This window comes from Azospirillum sp. TSH20 (assembly GCF_003115935.1).
Taxonomy (GTDB): domain Bacteria; phylum Pseudomonadota; class Alphaproteobacteria; order Azospirillales; family Azospirillaceae; genus Azospirillum.
In genome coordinates this window covers 123,627-140,615 of record NZ_LGQU01000032.1, presented here as the reverse complement: position 1 = coordinate 140,615, position 16,989 = coordinate 123,627, and the positions used below count along the sequence as shown (strand labels likewise).

Here is a 16,989-nt window from a genome sequence, read left to right as displayed (position 1 = left end):
TCATGACCCCGGTGCCGCGCCCGTTCCGCCTTTTCGCCCTCCTCGCCGCCCTGGCGCTGCTTCTGCTGCAGTGCTGGGCGCCGAGGCAGGCCGTGGCGATGCTGGTGGCCGAAGCGACCGCGGCCGTCGCGGAACAGTCGCTGTGCCAGCACGACGAAGCGCCGGACTATAGCGGCCCGGCGAAGCCGGATGCGGGCCATGGGCACCGCCTGTGCCCCGATTGTCTGACCTGCTGCGCCGTCCCCGCAGCCATTCCCCCCGACGGCGGCGTGCTTCCGTTGCCGCATCGGCACGGCCTGGTGCAGCGCCGCCGCATCGGGTCTCCGCCGCGTCGCCGGTCTTCCATCCACCGCCCCAACGCCCGTGCGCCTCCGGGATCGTCGCATCGCCGATACAGCCGCTGAACGACGAGACCGGCCGGCCCGTGATGCCGGCCCGCAAGGGAGAGCTTTTGTGACCCGTTCCCAATCCATCGGACGCGGTGTCGCCGCGTTGGCCGCACTTCTTCTGACGACCACCGTGCTGACCCCGGTTCCGGCCGCCGCGCAAACGGCAGCCCCGGTGACCCTCGACACCCTCACCATCAACGCGCAAGGCGCCGGCTCCCCGACCGCCCCGTCCGCCGAGCAGGCGCGCGACGACCTGAACCGCACGGCCGGCTCCGTCGGCTTCATCGATGCCGAGGCCTACAAGGGCCAGCATGCCAAGGATCTGCGCGACGTCCTCAAGGACACGCCCGGCGTCTTCGTCGAAAGCCGCTATGGCCAGGAGGTCCGCCTGTCGATGCGCGGCTCCGGCCTTGCCCGCGGCTACCATCTGCGGGGGATCGAGCTGCTGCAGGACGGCATTCCGGTCAACCTCGCCGACGGCAGCGGCGACTTCTACCAGATCGACCCGCTGGCCCTGCGCTATGCCGAGGTCTTCCGCGGCGGGAACGGGCTGGCTTACGGCTCCTCGACCCTCGGCGGCGCCATCAATTTCGTGACGCCGACCGCCCGCACCGCCGTCGCGCCCAACGTCCTGCGGGTGGAGGGGGGCAGCTATGGCGCGGCCACCGCCAGCGGCCAGGTTTCCCGCGTGATCGGCGACGCCGACTATCTGATCAGCGGCACCGTGGCCCATTCCGACGGCTATCGCGACCATTCGGAAGGACAGGGCGAACTGCTGAACGCCAATGTCGGCTACCGCTTCAACCCGACTGTCGAGACCCGCTTCTACGCCGGCGCCTATCTCGTCGACCAGAAGCTGCCCGGCGCGCTGAGCCTGGGCGATGCCTTGAACCGGCCGCGCTCCGCCGCGGCGGCGGCGCTGTCGGGCGACCAGTCGCGCATGACCTGGACCGAACGGCTGGCCAACCGCACCACCATCCATCTCGACGGTGGACAGCTGGACATCGACAGCTGGGGGATCCACAAGAAGCTGTTCCATCCGATCTTCCAAGTCATCGACCAGGACGGCTGGACCTACGGCATCGGCACCCGCTACACGACGTCCTTCACCGTGGGCGGGCTGCGCGACGAGCTGACCGTCGGCTTGCGGGCCTATGCCGGCACCAACAAGGCGCTGCAGTTCGTCAATGTGAAGGGCAGCCGCGGCGCGCAGACCGCCGACACCCGCCAGGAAGCCCGGAATTACGAGGGTTACCTCGAAAACCGGCTCTATGTCATGCCCACCCTGGCGGTGATGACCGGGGCCAAGATGCTGCGCAACGAGCGCAGCTTCACCGACCATTGGAACCCGCGGCGTACCTCCGACCGGACCTATGACGGGTTCAACCCCAAGCTCGGCCTGTTGTGGGAGCCGCTGCCGGACGTGCAGGTCTTTGCCGACGTCACCCGCAGCATGGACGTGCCGGACTTCAGCGACCTCACCCAGACCCAGGCGAACGGCAATCCCGCCTTCGTGCCGCTGCAGGCGCAACGCGCCTGGACGGCGGAGGTGGGGACGCGCGGGCAGAAGGGGCGTTTCGCCTGGGACGCCACGCTGTACCGCTCCCAGGTGAAGGGGGAGATGCTGCAGTTCACCACCAATCCCAGCATCCCGGCCGCCACCTTCAACGCCGACCGCACCGTGCACCAGGGCCTGGAACTGGGCGTCAAGGTCGAGGTCGCCAGCGACATCACCGGCCCCACGGCCGGCGACAAGCTCATCGTCGGACAGGTGTGGAACCACAACGACTTCCACTTCCGCAATGACCGGCAATACGGCAACAACAGCATCGCCGGCGTGCCGAAGAACGTGCTGCGGACATCCCTGTCCTACACGCGGCCGGACGGCTTCTATGTGACGCCGACCGTGGACTGGGTGCCGCAGGGCGCATGGGCCGATCAGGCGAACACGCTGCGGGCGCCGGGCTACACGCTGTTGGGCGTCCAGACCGGAATGGAGGTGAAGGACGGGGTCCTGCTGTTCGTCGACGCGCGCAATCTGACGGACAAGCGCTACGTCAGCGACATCGGCACCATCACGGACGCCCGCCGCGCCGGCACCCAGATCTTCTATCCGGGTGAGGGGCGTACCGTCTACGCCGGCCTCCGCGCCGCCTTCTGAGCGGGAGCGCGCCTCCACGGTCCACCGGGTCAAAGCGTCGCTGCCGCTGAACCGCACCGTCACCCGCTCGATCAGCGGGTGCAGCCGGTCACACGCTTCGATCCGGTGCTCCTGCTACGGCGGGACTCGAAAGACGGGCCATGCGTCAGACGCATTGCGCACAATTAGATTACGCACTGCCAAATTCATTGCGCGCAATCGAATTGTGCGCGATAGTCAGTCCCACGAGATCGACGGGCGCCGGTCAAGGCCGCCGCCCCGGAAACAAACTCAATGAAGGAGCACACGCCATGAAGACCCTCTATTCGACCAAGGTGACCGCAACCGGTGGCCGTGACGGCAAGGCCGTCAGCGAGGATGGACTGCTGTCGGTCGCACTGGCCGCGCCGAAGGAACTGGGCGGCCAGGGCGGCGCCACCAACCCGGAACAGCTGTTCGCCGCCGGCTATTCGGCCTGCTTCATCGGTGCCATCAAGTTCGTCGGCAACCGTGACAAGATCGCCGTTCCGGCCGATCTGACGGTGAACGCCACGGTCGGCATCGGCGCCCGCGACGACGGCGAGGGCTTCGGCCTGACGGTCGATTTCGTGGTCTCGCTGCCGGGCATGGACAAGGCCGCGGCCGAGGATCTGCTGGCCCGCGCCCACAAGGTCTGCCCTTACAGCCACGCCACCAAGGGCAACATCCCGGTCACCACGACGGTCGCCTAAGGGCATCGTCAGAGGCGAGAAGCCTTCGGCATTGCGCCGCCGGGCTGTTGCGCGCGATTGTGCAGGTTGCACGATCGACCGACGCGCGGCATCCCGGCGGCGCGCCGCATTTGCAAGGTTCACCCATCATGGCAGCCGACAAGGACGACCCGCTTCTGCTTTCCAACCAGGCGTGCTTCGCGCTCTATTCGGCCAATCTGGCGATGAGCCGCGTCTACCGCCCGATGCTGGAGCAGCTTGGCCTGACTTATCCGCAGTATCTCATCATGCTGCTGCTGTGGGAGCAGGACGGACAGTCGATGAAGCTGCTGGGCGAGCGGCTGGGGCTGGACAGCGGCACGCTGACCCCCCTGCTGAAGCGGATGGAAGGGCAGGGGCTTCTCACCCGCGCCCGCGATCCGCAGGATGAACGGCTGGTCCGCGTCGGCCTGACCGCCGAGGGGGCGGCTCTGCGCGGCAAGGCCGAATGCCTGCCGACGCGCATCGCCGCCGCCGCCGGCAGTTCGGCCGGGGAACTGATGTCGCTCCGTGATGCGCTGCTGCGGCTGCGCGACGACCTGAACCGCGCCGCCGATCAGGGCTGAACGGATTGGGGCTGAGCGGGCCGGCTCGCACGAAAGGGGCTGGAAATCGGCGGCGGGAGGGCCTCTTCTATTCGGCCGCTCTCCTGATCGAAGGTTCCCGCCGTGAGCCCTGCATTGACTGAAGACCGTCTCCGCATTCGCCCGGCCGATGCCGACGACGCCCCGGAGCTGGCGCGGCTGATCGACATTGCCGGGGGCGGAGTCTACGAATTTCTGCTCGACGGGCTGATGCCGGGAATGACCGCGGCGGAGATGCTGGTGCCGGGATTGGCCGGGCGCAGCGGGTCGCTGTCGCACCGGCAGAGCGGCGTCGCGGAACTGGACGGGCAGGTGGTCGGCGTCGCCCACGGCTATCCCACCGACTGGATCCGAACGGAGGATTACAGCGGCCTGCCTCCAGACCGGGTCGCCCATATGGCCGAATTTTCGGAAACCCTGGATTGGGGCAGCTATTTCCTGTCGGCGCTGGCGGTCGATCCGGACTTGCGGCGGCAGGGCATCGCCGGGCGGCTGCTCGGCTGGTTCTACGAGCGGGCGCGGACCGGCGGCTTCGACCGCGTCACCCTGCATGTCTGGGCCGACAACGAGCCGGCCCGCCACCTGTACGCCGGCGAAGGATTCGAGGAGATCGGCCGCGCCGGCATCCCCTGGCACCCCCGCCTGCCGCACCAGGGCGGCAGCATCCTGATGCGGCGCTATTTGTGAGCGGCGACCTGCGGCACCGCCTTTTCGGCTGACAGATCGTCGATCCGGCGCACCACCAGCTCCGGGTCGGCGTAATGCACCATGTGGCCGGAGTCCGGCACCCAATGAATGGTGCTGTCGGGCAGGACATGGTGAAGCCGTCCGCTCTGTTCCTCCTGCGATACGACCCGGTCATGATGCCCGGCGAAGATCGCCACCGGGACCGTCACCCCGGCATAGCGGTGCTGCAGCCGCTCGGCGGCGGGCACCATGGTGACGCCGTCCTGGGCGTTGGCGCGCAACTGGCCCGGCCGGATCGTCAGGGCGGCAGGGAAGCTCTCCGTCAGGTGGTCCGGCACCGGCCGCGGCGAGAACAGCGTCTTCAGCAGGCCCGGCATCATTGCCTTGGAGACCGGCGGCGACAGGGTGTGGCGCAGCAGGCCGCCCAGCACCGGCATCGCCAATGGCGCCACCAGAACCGTGTCGACCCGCGTCGTCGGGAAATAATAGCCGGCCAACAGCACCAGCCCCTTCACCGTCCGCGGATGGTCCAGCGCCAGCGCCAGGGCGACGAGGGTGGCGTAGGAATGCCCGACCACCACGGCGTTCTCGATCTCCAGGGCGGCGAAGGCCTGGGCCAGCAGGTCGGCCTGATCCTCCGGTGTCCAGTCGCGGTCATGGGGGCGATCGCTGTGGCCCATGCCCGGGCGGTCAAAGGCGATCACCCGGTGATTCGGCGCCAGCCGCTGGAACAGGCCGCTCGCCAGCGAGTCGCCGAGGGCGGAGACGTTGCCGTGCAGCAGCACGACCGGCGGACCTTCGCCGGCCTCCATGTAATGCAGGCGGACGCCGTCGACGGTCAGGAAGCGGCCTTCCGGCGGATAGCGGCGCTCGGCCGCGCGTGCCGCCAGGGTATTGGCGACGGCCAGTCCGCCCAGCGCCAGCGCGGTGAGGCCCAGGGTCTTGAGCATGGTGGAATGGCTGTCGGTCATGGCGGTCGTCCTCTCAAGGCTGGTGCTGCGGCGCAGCATCATGAGGGGACAACCGGGCGGCGGGGGAAGGGTTCCCGGGGGGAGGCAGTCGCGTCCCCCGGAACCCTTCCCCTATCCGATCAGCGCTGAGACGGGAACAGGAAGCGCGCCTTCAGGGTGCCTTCGATGGCGCGCAGGTCGTTGACGACCTCCAGCTCGTCGACGTCGCCGTTGACGTCCACCACCACATAGCCCAGCTCCGGATCGGTCTGGAGATACTGGGCGGCGATGTTCAGGTCGCGGCCGGAGAACACCTCGTTCACCTTGCGCAGGATGCCCGGACGGTTCTCGTGCACATGCAGGAAGCGGGTGCAGCCGGCCTGCACCGGCAGCGCCACCTGCGGGAAGTTGACCGCGCCGACGGTGGAGCCGTTGTCCGAATACTCGAGCAGCTTCTGCGCCACCTCGGTGCCGATGTTGGCCTGGGCCTCCATGGTCGAACCGCCGATGTGCGGGGTCAGGATGGCGGTCTTGATGCCGCGCAGCGCGCTCTGGAACTCGTCCTTGTCCGAACCGGGCTCGACCGGGAAGACGTCGATGGCGGCGCCCAGGACGTGGCCGGAGTTCATCGCGGCGGCCAGCGCCTCGATGTCCACCACCTGCCCGCGGGCGGCGTTGATCAGGTGGCTGCCCTTCTTCATGGCGGCCAGTTCACGCTCGCCGATCATGTTGCGGGTCTGCGGGGTGTCCGGCACATGCAGGGTCACCACGTCGGACACCGACAGCAGTTCCTCCAGCGAGTCGCAGGCGCGCGCATTGCCGAGAGCCAGCTTGCGCACGACGTCGTAGAAGCGGACCTGCATGCCCATGGCTTCCGCCAGGATCGACACCTGGGTGCCGATATGGCCGTAGCCGACGATGCCCAGCGTCTTGCCGCGGATCTCGTAGGAATCCTTGGCCGACTTCATCCAGCCGCCGCCATGGACCAGCTGCGACTTCTCGAAGATGCCGCGCATCAGCATGATGATCTCGCCGATCACCAGCTCCGCCACCGACCGGGTGTTGGAATAGGGGGCGTTGAACACCGGCACGCCCTGGCGGCGCGCAGCCTTCAGGTCGACCTGGTTGGTGCCGATGCAGAAGCAGCCGACGGTGATCAGCTTGTTCGCCGCCTCCAGCACCTTGGCGGTCAGGTGGGTGCGCGAGCGGATGCCCAGGATGTGGACCGAACCGATGCGCTCCAGCAGCTCGGACTCGTCCAGCGCGCGCGGCAGCCGCTCGACGGAGGCATAGCCGCCGCGGGCCAGCTCATCGATGGCGTTGTCGTGGACACCTTCCAGAAGGAGGATGTTGATCTTGTCCTTGGAGAGCGAGAGCTTGGTCACGGCCGGCATCCGTATCTGGGCATCGGATCTGTTCCGCATGGCCCGCCCACCGGGATTAGGGGCGCACGGGCCTTCGGAAAAGCGAGCGCGCAAAGTAATACCAAAGCCATCCCTTGTCACCTGAGGGATGTTGCGCCGCGGCGTCCGTTTCCGCATGCCGGATTGGCGCGGCACGCGGGTTGGGTGTATCAGTCTGACCGCTCTTCAAACCGAGAAAGCAACCAAGGTCTGGAAGTCTGGCATGAGCGACGTGACGATCTATCACAATCCCCGCTGCAGCAAATCGCGCGAGACGCTGGAGCTTCTGCGGTCCCGCGGTGTCGAGCCGACGGTGATCGAGTATCTGAAGACCCCGCCCGGCCCGGCGGAGCTGTCGGCCATCCTCGCCAAGCTGGGCAAGGGGCCGCGCGACATCACCCGCGCCAAGGAAGCGGCGGAGGCCGGCTTGCCCAAGGATCTGGACGGAGAGGCGCTGATCGCCGCCCTGTCCGCCAATCCGGCCGCCATCGAGCGCCCGATCGTGGTGAAGGGCGACCGCGCCCGCGTCGGCCGTCCGCCGGAGTCGGTGCTGGACATCCTCTGACCCCTTTCCCGTTCCTGACCGGAGCCAGCGCCCCATGACCAGCAAGCCGACCAGCAAGCACACCGCCGCCGCAGCCGCCGCCGAGCTGTCGACCATCCGCGATTTCCTGCGCTACGGCGTCAGCCGCTTCAACGAGGCCGATCTGGATTACGGCCACGGCACCACCACGGCCTTCGACGAGGCGGTGTTCCTGGTGCTGGAGACGCTGCACCTGCCGGTCGACCAGCTCGACCCCTATCTGGACTCCCGGCTGACCGCGGCGGAGCGCGAGGCGGTGGCCGGCATCCTCCATGCCCGCATCGACACCCGCAAGCCGGCGCCCTACCTGCTGAACAAGGCCTATATCCAGGGCATCCCCTTCTATGTGGACGAGCGGGTGATCGTCCCGCGCTCCTACATCGGCGAGCTGCTGTTCTCCGACCTGTTCGGCGGCGACGACTTCACGCTGGTGGAGGATCCGACCTCGGTGGAGCGGGTGCTGGACCTGTGCACCGGTTCCGGCTGCCTCGCCATCCTGGCCGCCCGCATCTTCCCCGAGGCCCAGGTGGACGCCGTCGACCTGTCGCCCGACGCGCTGGAGGTGGCGAAGCGCAACGTCGCCGACAGCGGCTTCGAGGACCGCATCACCCTGCATCAGGGCGACCTGTTCGCTCCGCTGAAGACGCGCAAGTACGACGTCATCATCACCAACCCGCCCTATGTCGATGCCGAGTCGATGGACGCTTTGCCGCCGGAATTCCGGGCCGAGCCGGAAATGGCGCTGGCCGGTGGCGACGACGGGCTGGACATCGTCCGCCGCATCCTGAAGGAAGCACCCAAGCACCTGACCCCCGAAGGCGGTCTGCTGTGTGAGTTCGGCACCGGCCGCGAGATCCTGGAGGCGGAGTATCCGCACCTTGATTTCCTGTGGCTGCAGACCGCCAACAGCTTCGGCGAGGTGTTCTGGCTGACGCGGGAGCAGCTGAAGGCCGGGAAGTAAGGGGTATGGGGTGACTTCCACCCTTCCATATCTCTTGTCGGCGAACGGTTTCCCGGTAACAGTGCTGGGATGACCGTTCGCCTCCTGTTCCTTTCCCTGCTGGGTCTCCTTCTCGCGGCGATGCCGGCCGCGGCGCAGTCCAATGGCTGCGGCGGCTTTCCACCGACCAAGCTGACGCTCGACACCGTGCTGGCGCCGATCAAGCGCGACGACAGCCTGTCGATCGCCCAGCTCACCCGGCTTCCGGGGCGGACGCCGGGGCCGGTCAGCACCACCGACAGCCATGTGCTGGGGCTGACCCAGGCGCGTTACGGCGAGCAGTCGCAGGTGCAGGCGCTGTTCAAGTCGATGGGCGACGGCACCTATTGCGCGTCGGCCAGCGCGCTGACCATCAGCTTCGGCTTCCAGCAGCGCATCGTCCATGTCGCCGGCGAGATCCCGGCCAATTCCTGCCTGCATGGCGAGGTTCTGGCCCATGAGATGCGTCATGTCGCGGTGGACGAGGCGCTGCTGAACGAGATGATGCCGCAGATCCGCAGCCGTCTGGAGCAGGTGATCGACGGGATGGCGCCGGTGCGCTCGCGCAGCCAGACCCAGGCGATGGCGGCGATCCGCCGTCCGCTCGAATCGGCGATGCGGCGGATCATGCAGGAGTTCGGCCGCGAGCGCGACCGCCGGCAGGCCAAGGTCGATACGGTCGAGGAGTACGAGCGGGTCAGCCGCGTCTGCAACGGCGAGGCCCGCGAGTATCTGCCGAAGCCGGCCGTGCGGCGGGCGATGCGCCAGGGCTGAGGTCGGTCAGCGCTTGCGCCGCCGGTCGGTGGCATGGCCGTCGACGAACTCCGGCGGCTTGCGGCGGACCCAGCGGATGAAGGCGGCGATGTCGGGATGGCCGCGCAGCGCGTCGATCTCGTGATAGTGGTCGCGCAGCTGCTGTTCGGTCAGCACCGCGTGAATTTTCGCATGGCAGATGCGGTGCATCGTCACCGTTTCCCGGCCGCCGTAGGTGCGCGGGATCAGGTGGTGCTCGTTCAGGCTGGCGCCCGGCACCATCGGCCGGCCGCAGAGCGGGCAGGCGGGGCCGTCGGGCTGGGCGGCCGGCGCGGACTTATGGGAAAACGGATAATCCGGAAGGCGCATATCTGTTGGAACCGCTGATCACTGCCCATGTTGGCAATCTAGGAGAGGCCATAATCGATATGGTCCGCAACCTCCAGGAGGCCACTGTGAACAATTCCAAATCACAGCCTCGTGACCAGACGCATGGCGGCGACAAGGCGGCCGTTACCCAGACCGCCGCCGGCCAGACAGCCGATTGCACACAGTACGGCCAGGCCGCCGGATCGCCCGGCGGGCGTGGCGGCACCAGCTGCTACGGCGGCATCCAGCGGGTCCAGCCGCGCACGGCGACCGCCGTGACGCCGTCCCCTGACAAGGACCGTTACGCCAAATAGAAAAGGGGGAGCCGCGCGAACGGCTCCCCCTTTTTTCCATAACTTGCTGCCTGTCGAGCGTCAGGCCGCCTTCTTCTCGGCGATCAGCTGGACGAAGCGGTCGAACAGATAGTGGCTGTCCTGCGGGCCGGGCGAGGCTTCCGGGTGGTACTGCACCGAGAAGACCGGCTTGCCCTTCAGGCGGATGCCCTCGTTGGTGCCGTCGAACAGGCTGACATGGGTGACCTCGGCATCGGCCGGCAGGGTCTCCGGAACGACGACGAAGCCGTGGTTCTGGCTGGTGATCTCCACCCGGCCGGAGGCGAGGTCCTTCACCGGATGGTTGGCGCCACGATGGCCCAGCGCCATCTTGGTGGTCTTGGCGCCCAGCGCCAGCGACAGCATCTGGTGGCCGAGGCAGATGCCGAACATCGGCACGCCGGTGTCGAGCAGGCCCTTGATCGTCGGCACGGCATATTCGCCGGTGGCGGCGGGGTCGCCGGGGCCGTTGGACAGGAAGACGCCGTCCGGCTGGTGGCGCATCACGTCCTCGACCGTGGCGGTCGACGGAACCACCGTCACCTTGCAGCCGGCGGCGGCGAGGCAGCGCAGGATGTTGCGCTTGGCACCGTAATCGATGGCGACGACATGGTACTGCGGCTTGTCCTGGGTCGCGTAGCCGCCGCCGATGGTCCAGCCGGCTTCGGTCCAGTCATAGGTCTGGCGGCAGGACACGTCCTTGGCCAGATCCATGCCTTCCAGACCCGGCCAGCCCTTGGCCTTGGCGATCAGCGCCTCGATGTCGAACTTGCCGTCCGGCGCATGGGCGACGACGCCGTTGGGCGCGCCCAGGTCGCGGATGCGGCGGGTCAGGCGGCGGGTGTCGACGCCGGCCAGACCGATAAGGCCGTAGCTCTTCAGCCAGTCGTCCAGGTGGCGGGTGGCGCGCCAGTTCGACGGGTCGGTGATGTCGGCGCGCAGGATCAGGCCGCGGGCGGCCGGCGTGACCGTCTCGATGTCTTCGGCGTTGGCGCCGGTGTTGCCGATGTGCGGGAAGGTGAAGGTGATGATCTGGCCGGCATAGCTGGGATCGGTCAGGATCTCCTGATAGCCGGTCATGGAGGTGTTGAAGCACACCTCGCCCACCGAATCCCCCGTGGCGCCGATGCCTCGGCCGCGGAACACCGTGCCGTCGGCCAGGACCAGGACGCCGGTGTGAACCGCATTGTCGGAGGGGGGAGTGGCGAGAGTCATTCCTGTGAACCTTCCCAAAAACCGCGGCCGGCGACGGATCGGGTGATCGGCGGAACGGCGACGGCCTAGCGTCCCGCCGGGCGCGCACACGCAACCGCTCGCACCCCATATCCGCCTTGGCGGGCGATGACGTGGGATCGAGTGGGCTGATCGGGTGGGCCGGACATCCTATATGACGATTGGCGGCCCGATTTCCAGCAATAGCTTTGCAAGGCGGCCCTGATCCGCCGACAAGGTCGGAGGGTTCCGGGGCGTCCATACGCCGGAAGGGGCTTTTGCCATGGAAATCGGCGGCCATTTTCGGAATAGTCGGCTGTCCGGCCGGAGCCTTTCGATCCCGGCCCGCTCCCGGCCCGACGAACCAAGGAAGACAGGACATGACGCTGCGCACGCAGTTCAACGACGGCCTCAAGGATGCGATGCGCGCGAAGGACCAGCGCGCGGTGTCCACCATCCGCATGATCCTCGCCGGCCTGAAGGACCGCGACATCGAAGCCCGGGGGCGCGGCGTGACCGACGGCATCGACGACGCCGGCATCCTGTCGATGCTGCAGGGCATGGTGAAGCAGCGCAACGAATCGGCGGGGATGTACGAGCAGGGCGGGCGTCCCGAACTGGCTCAGCAGGAGCGCGAGGAGATCGCGGTCATCGAGCGCTATCTGCCCAAGCAGATGAGCGAGGAAGAGGTCGCCGCCGCCATCGACGCCATCGTGACCGAACTGGGCGCCTCCAGCATCAAGGACATGGGCAAGGTGATGGCCGAGCTGAAGGCCCGCCATGCCGGCCAGATGGACTTTGCCAAGGCCGGCGGTCTGGTGAAGGCCCGGTTGTCCGGGAAATAAGGGGCGCTGGCCGCCGCGGGGCGACTCAGGCTAGGCTTGAGGTCTGATGCGCCCTGCGGCAGACGGGCAGGAGGACGGTGGAATGGTCGCGGTCCGCAAATCCAGCTTCTCAGGCATGACCGTCGCGGAGTTCCTGGACTGGAACGGCGACGGCACCGACACGCGCTATGAGCTGGTGAACGGCGAACCGCGCGCCATGGCGCCGGCGAGCATCACCCACGGCATTCTGCAGAGCACCGTCGCCCGCCTGATCGGCAACCATCTGGCCGACCGCGCGCCCGGCTGCCATGTCGTGACCGCGCCGGGCGTGCAGCCCCGCGTCCGGTCCAGCCACAACATGCGCATCCCCGACCTGGGCGTGACCTGCGCCCCGGATGAACGGGGCCTGCGCACGCTGCCCGATCCGGTCCTGCTGATCGAGATCCTTTCGCCAAGCAACGAGGCCGAGACGTGGGAGAATGTCTGGACCTACACAACGCTGCCGTCGGTCCGCGAGATCCTGGTGCTGTGGACGGCCGGGGTCGGTGCGGAGCTTCTGCGGCGACAGGCGGATGGCAGCTGGCCGGAAAGTCCGCAGGTGATCGTCGGGGACGAGGCGCTGACTCTGGACAGCATCGGCTATCAGGCCCCCTTGCATGCACTCTATGCCGGGACGCATCTCGTCAGGCAGCCGGACTGACGCATTGCCCCTGCGCCATCTGCGCCCTTGGGGCCGGCGGTGCTGGTTCCCATACTATGCCTCTGCTATAGCCTAGCGCCCATTGGCTCCGCCCATCGTCCTTCGTACCCCGGTGACCGTTCGACCATGGCTTTCCCGCCCCAATTCCTGGAAGAACTGCGCACCCGGCTGACTTTGTCGGAGGTGATTTCCAAGCGGCTGCGGCTGATCCGCGCCGGCCGCGAGTACAAGGCTCCCTGTCCCTTCCACAATGAGAAGTCGCCGTCCTTCTACGTCAACGACCAGAAGGGCTTCTTCCATTGCTTCGGCTGCGGCGCCCATGGCGACATCATCGGTTTCGTCATGCGCCACGACAACCTCGGCTTTCCCGATGCGGTCGAGCATTTGGCCGGCGAGGCCGGCTTGCCGGTTCCGCGCCCGACGGAGGAGGACCGGCAGCGCTACGAGCGGCGCAAGACCCTGCACGACCTCGTCGAGCAGGCGGCGCGCTGGTTCGAGCAGCAGTTGCACACGCCCGCCGGGCGGCCGGGGCTGGACTATTTCATGCGGCGCGGACTGGACGGCGAGACCATCGCCCGCTTCCGGCTGGGCTATGCCCCCGGCGATTCGAACGCGCTGCGCACTTATCTTGGGAAGCAGGGTTTTTCCGACGAGGACATGGTCAATGCCGGGCTGCTGAAGCGGCCGGACGACGGCCGGGCGCCCTACAGCTTCTTCCGCAACCGGGTGATGTTCCCGGTCACCGACCGGCGCGGGCAGGTGGTCGCCTTCGGCGGGCGCATCCTGGAGGGCGACGGGCCGAAATACGTCAACACCGCCGACACCCCGCTCTTCCACAAGGGCACGCTGCTCTACGGCCTGTCGCGGGCACGGCAGGCGGCGGCGGACGGCAAGCCGGTGATCGTCGCCGAAGGCTATATGGATGTGATCGCGCTGGTCCGCGCCGGCTTCGAGGGCGCCGTGGCGCCGCTCGGCACCGCGCTGACCGAGACGCAGGTGCAGGAGCTGTGGAAGCTGATCCCGGCGGCGGAAAAGGTGCCCTTCCTGTGTTTCGACGGCGACAATGCCGGCCGGCGCGCGGCATGGCGGGCGGTGGAGCGCATTTTGCCGCACCTTGCTCCCGGCCAGTCGGCCCGCGTCGCCTTCCTGCCGGAGGGCGAGGACCCCGACAGCCTGATCCGCGCCAGCGGCGCCAAGGCGATGGGGGCGGTGCTGGAGGCGGCCATCCCGCTGTCCGACGCCCTGTGGCGGATGGAGAGCGAGGGCCGGCCGACCGACACGCCGGAGGCCAAGGCCGCGGTGAAGGCGGCGCTGGAGGCCCGCGTCGCCACCATCGCCGACCGCGACGTCCAGAGCTTCTACCGCACCGAGATGCGCCGCCGCGTCGACGAGGCCTTCGCCCCGGTGCGCCAGGGCTACAATCGTGCCCCATGGGTGCCGGGGCAGGGGCGGGGCCGCTTCGGCGAGGCGCCGCGCCGCCATGTGCCGGGCACGCCGGGCCGCCTGACGTCGAAGCCGGTGGGGGAGGGGCGCGGCCGCGCCTCCCGCCTTGCCTCGATGCGCGAACGGATCCTGCTGGCGACGCTCATCAATCATCCGGAATTGTTCGGCGAACTGGCCGAGCCGCTGGGGCTGTTGCCGTTCGGTGACCCGGAGCTGGAAAAACTGCGCTGGGCGGTCATGGAATGCCTTTCCGACGACCGCAATCACGACTCGACACTTGACGCCGCTGCGCTTTGTCGCCACTTGTCATCCGCCGGCCATGAGACCATGGTCGGTGCTTTGCTAGGCGAGTCGACCTATGTCCATGCCGGCTTCGCCCGTCCTGATGCCTCCACGGAGGATGCCAGGAAGGGATGGTGGCCTGCGTGGCGGCATCTGCATCACGAGCGGGTGCTCGACGATCTTAGGGAAGCGAAGGCGGCTCTGACCCGTGACAACAGCGAGGCCAACTTCGCGAGGGTCGTGGCTCTTCAGCAGGAGGTCATAAGGTCCGGTCTGGGTAGTGCGGACGACAGTGACTTTGACGATGTCTGACGGTTGATGATCAATATCGTCGCCAATCGGGCATCGGTTGACGGGACACAGGGCAACAGGACGGGGCCGCATGACAGTTTCTGTGATGGCGGGTTCTGGGTAGATACATGGTTGGGGGTGGGGCGGACGGGCCGGGTAACCGGGACCGGACGCTCCTTTCGTCTTTATTCACTGGGGTAATGCGGGGGCACCGATCGCATGGCCACGAAAGCTGCGAACAGCGTGGAAGTTTCCGAAACGCGGGAGGAATCCGCAGACGGTCCTCTGATGGACGGCATGGGTTTGGCCGTCAAGAAGATGATCGCCCGCGGCAAGGAGCGCGGGTATGTCACCTATGACGAGCTGAACGCAGCGCTGCCGCAGGATTCGTCCTCGTCCGAGCAGATCGAAGACACGATGGCGATGCTGTCCGAAATGGGCATCAACATCGTCGAATCGGAAGAGCAGGATTCGGAGAACAGCGGCGAGGGGGCAGGCGAGGGCGAAGGCCGTTCGTCGGGCAATCTCGACGACGACGACATCGGCCGCACCGACGACCCCGTGCGCATGTATCTGCGCGAGATGGGTTCGGTGGAGCTGCTGTCGCGCGAAGGCGAAATCGCCATCGCCAAGCGGATCGAGGCCGGCCGCGAGATGATGATTGGCGCGATCTGCGAATCGCCCCTGACCATCCGCGCCATCCTGGAGTGGCATGATTCCCTGATGGAAGGGAAGATGCTGCTGCGCGACATCATCGATCTGGATGCCACCTATGGCGGCGGCCCGGACGGTGAGGAGATTCCGGAGGGGTTGGCCGAGGTGGTCGAAGCCGGCGGCGCCCCTGGTGCCGCCCCGGCCCCCGCCGCCGAAGCGCCGGCGGCCGAGGAGGACGGCGACGAGCCGCGTCCGCCGCGCGCCGAAGGCGAGGGCGAGGAGGGCGATGAAGGCGACGAGGGCGAGAACAGCCTGTCGCTGTCCGCGATGGAAGCCGCGCTGAAGCCGCAGGTCATCGAGACCTTCGAGAACATCAAGGCGACCTACGACAAGCTGCACAAGCTGCATGAGTCCCGCATGGCGGCGATGCAGCGTGGCGAGGACGTCGGCAAGCAGACGGACAAGAAGTACGACAAGCTGAAGCTCGAAATGGTCGAGCTGATGAACACCGTCCGCCTGAACAACCAGCGCATCGAACAACTGGTCGAGCAGCTCTATGGCCTGAACCGCAAGCTGACCGGCTTCGAAGGCCGCCTGCTGCGCATGGCGACCGAGTGCCGGGTGAAGCGCGAGGACTTCCTGAACCAGTATTTCGGCCACGAGCTGGATCCGAACTGGCTGGAGCGCATCCGCGGCCTGAACCCGAAGACCTGGGGCAAGTTCGCGGAGAAGTACGACGGCGACATCCGCAAGACGCGCGAGGCGATCTCCAACGTCGCCGAGGAAGCGCGCCTGCCGATCAACGAGTTCCGCCGCATCGTCTCCACCGTCCAGAAGGGCGAGAAGGAAGCGAGCCGGGCCAAGAAGGAGATGGTCGAGGCCAACCTGCGTCTCGTCATCTCGATCGCCAAGAAGTACACGAACCGCGGCCTGCAGTTCCTGGACCTGATCCAGGAGGGCAACATCGGCCTGATGAAGGCGGTGGACAAGTTCGAGTACCGGCGCGGCTACAAGTTTTCGACCTACGCCACCTGGTGGATTCGCCAGGCCATCACCCGCTCCATCGCGGACCAGGCACGGACCATCCGCATCCCGGTCCACATGATCGAGACGATCAACAAGCTGGTCCGCACCAGCCGCCAGATGCTGCACGAGATCGGCCGTGAGCCGACCCCGGAAGAGCTGGCCGAGCGTCTGATGATGCCGCTGGAGAAGGTCCGCAAGGTCCTGAAGATCGCCAAGGAGCCGATCTCCCTCGAAACGCCGATCGGCGACGAGGAGGATTCGCATCTCGGCGATTTCATCGAGGACAAGAACGCGGTCCTGCCGCTCGATGCCGCCATCCAGGCGAACCTGCGCGAGACGACCACCCGTGTCCTGGCCTCGCTGACGCCGCGCGAGGAGCGTGTGCTGCGCATGCGCTTCGGCATCGGCATGAACACCGACCACACGCTGGAAGAGGTCGGCCAGCAGTTCAACGTGACCCGCGAGCGTATCCGGCAGATCGAGGCGAAGGCGCTGCGCAAGCTGAAGCACCCGTCGCGGTCGCGCAAGCTGCGCAGCTTCCTCGATACCTGATTGGGATACCTGATCCGGGAGCGTATCGTTCGAGACGAAGCGGGGGCCGATCGGCCCCCGTTTTCGTTTTCGGACCTCCGTGTCGGA

Annotated in this window: 17 protein-coding genes; 13 read left to right on the top strand and 4 right to left on the bottom strand. The window is 67.4% G+C overall.

The window, feature by feature from the left end; all coding sequences use genetic code 11:
* Positions 1-11 precede the first annotated feature (11 nt).
* From TSH20_RS09830 to TSH20_RS09810, 5 genes are all read left to right on the top strand, one after another.
* Positions 12-404 carry a DUF2946 family protein gene (locus tag TSH20_RS09830; protein ID WP_146207473.1) on the top strand — a complete coding sequence of 131 codons (393 nt, stop codon included), beginning with the start codon at positions 12-14 and terminating at the stop codon, positions 402-404.
* 49 nt (positions 405-453) lie between these two features.
* Positions 454-2,550, top strand: coding sequence for a TonB-dependent receptor (locus TSH20_RS09825; protein WP_199231944.1), 2,097 nt, complete (start codon positions 454-456; stop codon positions 2,548-2,550).
* A 290-nt stretch (positions 2,551-2,840) separates the two neighbouring features.
* Positions 2,841-3,260, top strand: coding sequence for an organic hydroperoxide resistance protein (locus TSH20_RS09820; RefSeq protein ID WP_012973667.1), 420 nt, complete (start codon positions 2,841-2,843; stop codon positions 3,258-3,260).
* Between the two features lie 128 nt (positions 3,261-3,388).
* Positions 3,389-3,844 carry a MarR family transcriptional regulator gene (locus TSH20_RS09815; protein ID WP_109074545.1) on the top strand — a complete coding sequence of 152 codons (456 nt, stop codon included), beginning with the start codon at positions 3,389-3,391 and terminating at the stop codon, positions 3,842-3,844.
* 114 nt (positions 3,845-3,958) lie between these two features.
* A complete protein-coding gene (locus tag TSH20_RS09810) occupies positions 3,959-4,549 on the top strand; it encodes an N-acetyltransferase (RefSeq protein ID WP_247874450.1) in 591 nt (196 codons plus the stop codon).
* On the opposite strand, the gene TSH20_RS09805 is transcribed toward TSH20_RS09810, so the two are convergent.
* Positions 4,540-5,520, bottom strand: coding sequence for an alpha/beta hydrolase (locus TSH20_RS09805; protein ID WP_109074605.1), 981 nt, complete (start codon positions 5,518-5,520; stop codon positions 4,540-4,542). The two genes, TSH20_RS09810 and TSH20_RS09805, sit on opposite strands and share 10 nt — an antisense overlap.
* Positions 5,521-5,639: 119 nt before the next feature.
* On the bottom strand, positions 5,640-6,893 hold the full coding sequence (gene serA, locus TSH20_RS09800) for a phosphoglycerate dehydrogenase (protein ID WP_199231949.1): 1,254 nt from the start codon (positions 6,891-6,893) through the stop codon (positions 5,640-5,642).
* A gap of 232 nt (positions 6,894-7,125) precedes the next feature.
* On the opposite strand from serA, the gene arsC reads away from it, so the two are divergent.
* The 3 genes from arsC (at position 7,126) to TSH20_RS09785 (ending at position 9,238) form a co-directional block, all read left to right on the top strand.
* Positions 7,126-7,467 (top strand): arsenate reductase (glutaredoxin), encoded by a 342-nt coding sequence (gene arsC / locus TSH20_RS09795; RefSeq protein WP_109074543.1) that lies wholly within the window; start codon positions 7,126-7,128, stop codon positions 7,465-7,467.
* Positions 7,468-7,501: 34 nt separating this feature from the next.
* Complete coding sequence (gene prmB / locus TSH20_RS09790) at positions 7,502-8,446, top strand: 50S ribosomal protein L3 N(5)-glutamine methyltransferase (protein ID WP_109074542.1); 945 nt, start codon at positions 7,502-7,504, stop codon at positions 8,444-8,446.
* A 69-nt stretch (positions 8,447-8,515) separates the two neighbouring features.
* A complete protein-coding gene (locus TSH20_RS09785) occupies positions 8,516-9,238 on the top strand; it encodes a hypothetical protein (RefSeq protein WP_109074541.1) in 723 nt (240 codons plus the stop codon).
* Between the two features lie 6 nt (positions 9,239-9,244).
* Here the strand turns inward: TSH20_RS09785 and TSH20_RS09780 are convergent, their stop codons facing one another.
* Positions 9,245-9,586 carry a restriction endonuclease gene (locus TSH20_RS09780; protein WP_109074540.1) on the bottom strand — a complete coding sequence of 114 codons (342 nt, stop codon included), beginning with the start codon at positions 9,584-9,586 and terminating at the stop codon, positions 9,245-9,247.
* A 59-nt stretch (positions 9,587-9,645) separates the two neighbouring features.
* Between TSH20_RS09780 and TSH20_RS09775 the strand changes: the two genes are divergently transcribed.
* Positions 9,646-9,900 (top strand): hypothetical protein, encoded by a 255-nt coding sequence (locus TSH20_RS09775; protein ID WP_109074539.1) that lies wholly within the window; start codon positions 9,646-9,648, stop codon positions 9,898-9,900.
* A 60-nt stretch (positions 9,901-9,960) separates the two neighbouring features.
* Here the strand turns inward: TSH20_RS09775 and carA are convergent, their stop codons facing one another.
* Entirely contained in the window at positions 9,961-11,133 is a 1,173-nt protein-coding gene (gene carA, locus TSH20_RS09770) for a glutamine-hydrolyzing carbamoyl-phosphate synthase small subunit (RefSeq protein ID WP_109074538.1), read from the bottom strand.
* A gap of 377 nt (positions 11,134-11,510) precedes the next feature.
* Here carA and TSH20_RS09765 point away from each other — a divergent pair, with 377 nt between their 5' ends.
* The 4 genes from TSH20_RS09765 to rpoD all read left to right on the top strand — a co-directional run bounded on the left by TSH20_RS09765 (position 11,511) and on the right by rpoD (position 16,902).
* Complete coding sequence (locus TSH20_RS09765; protein WP_109074537.1) at positions 11,511-11,975, top strand: GatB/YqeY domain-containing protein; 465 nt, start codon at positions 11,511-11,513, stop codon at positions 11,973-11,975.
* A gap of 82 nt (positions 11,976-12,057) precedes the next feature.
* Positions 12,058-12,654 carry a Uma2 family endonuclease gene (locus TSH20_RS09760; RefSeq protein ID WP_109074536.1) on the top strand — a complete coding sequence of 199 codons (597 nt, stop codon included), beginning with the start codon at positions 12,058-12,060 and terminating at the stop codon, positions 12,652-12,654.
* 126 nt (positions 12,655-12,780) lie between these two features.
* Positions 12,781-14,691: a DNA primase gene (gene dnaG / locus TSH20_RS09755; protein ID WP_109074535.1), complete on the top strand. Its 1,911-nt coding sequence runs from the start codon at positions 12,781-12,783 to the stop codon at positions 14,689-14,691.
* 198 nt (positions 14,692-14,889) lie between these two features.
* A complete protein-coding gene (gene rpoD / locus TSH20_RS09750; protein WP_109074534.1) occupies positions 14,890-16,902 on the top strand; it encodes an RNA polymerase sigma factor RpoD in 2,013 nt (670 codons plus the stop codon).
* The last annotated feature ends 87 nt before the right edge of the window (positions 16,903-16,989 follow it).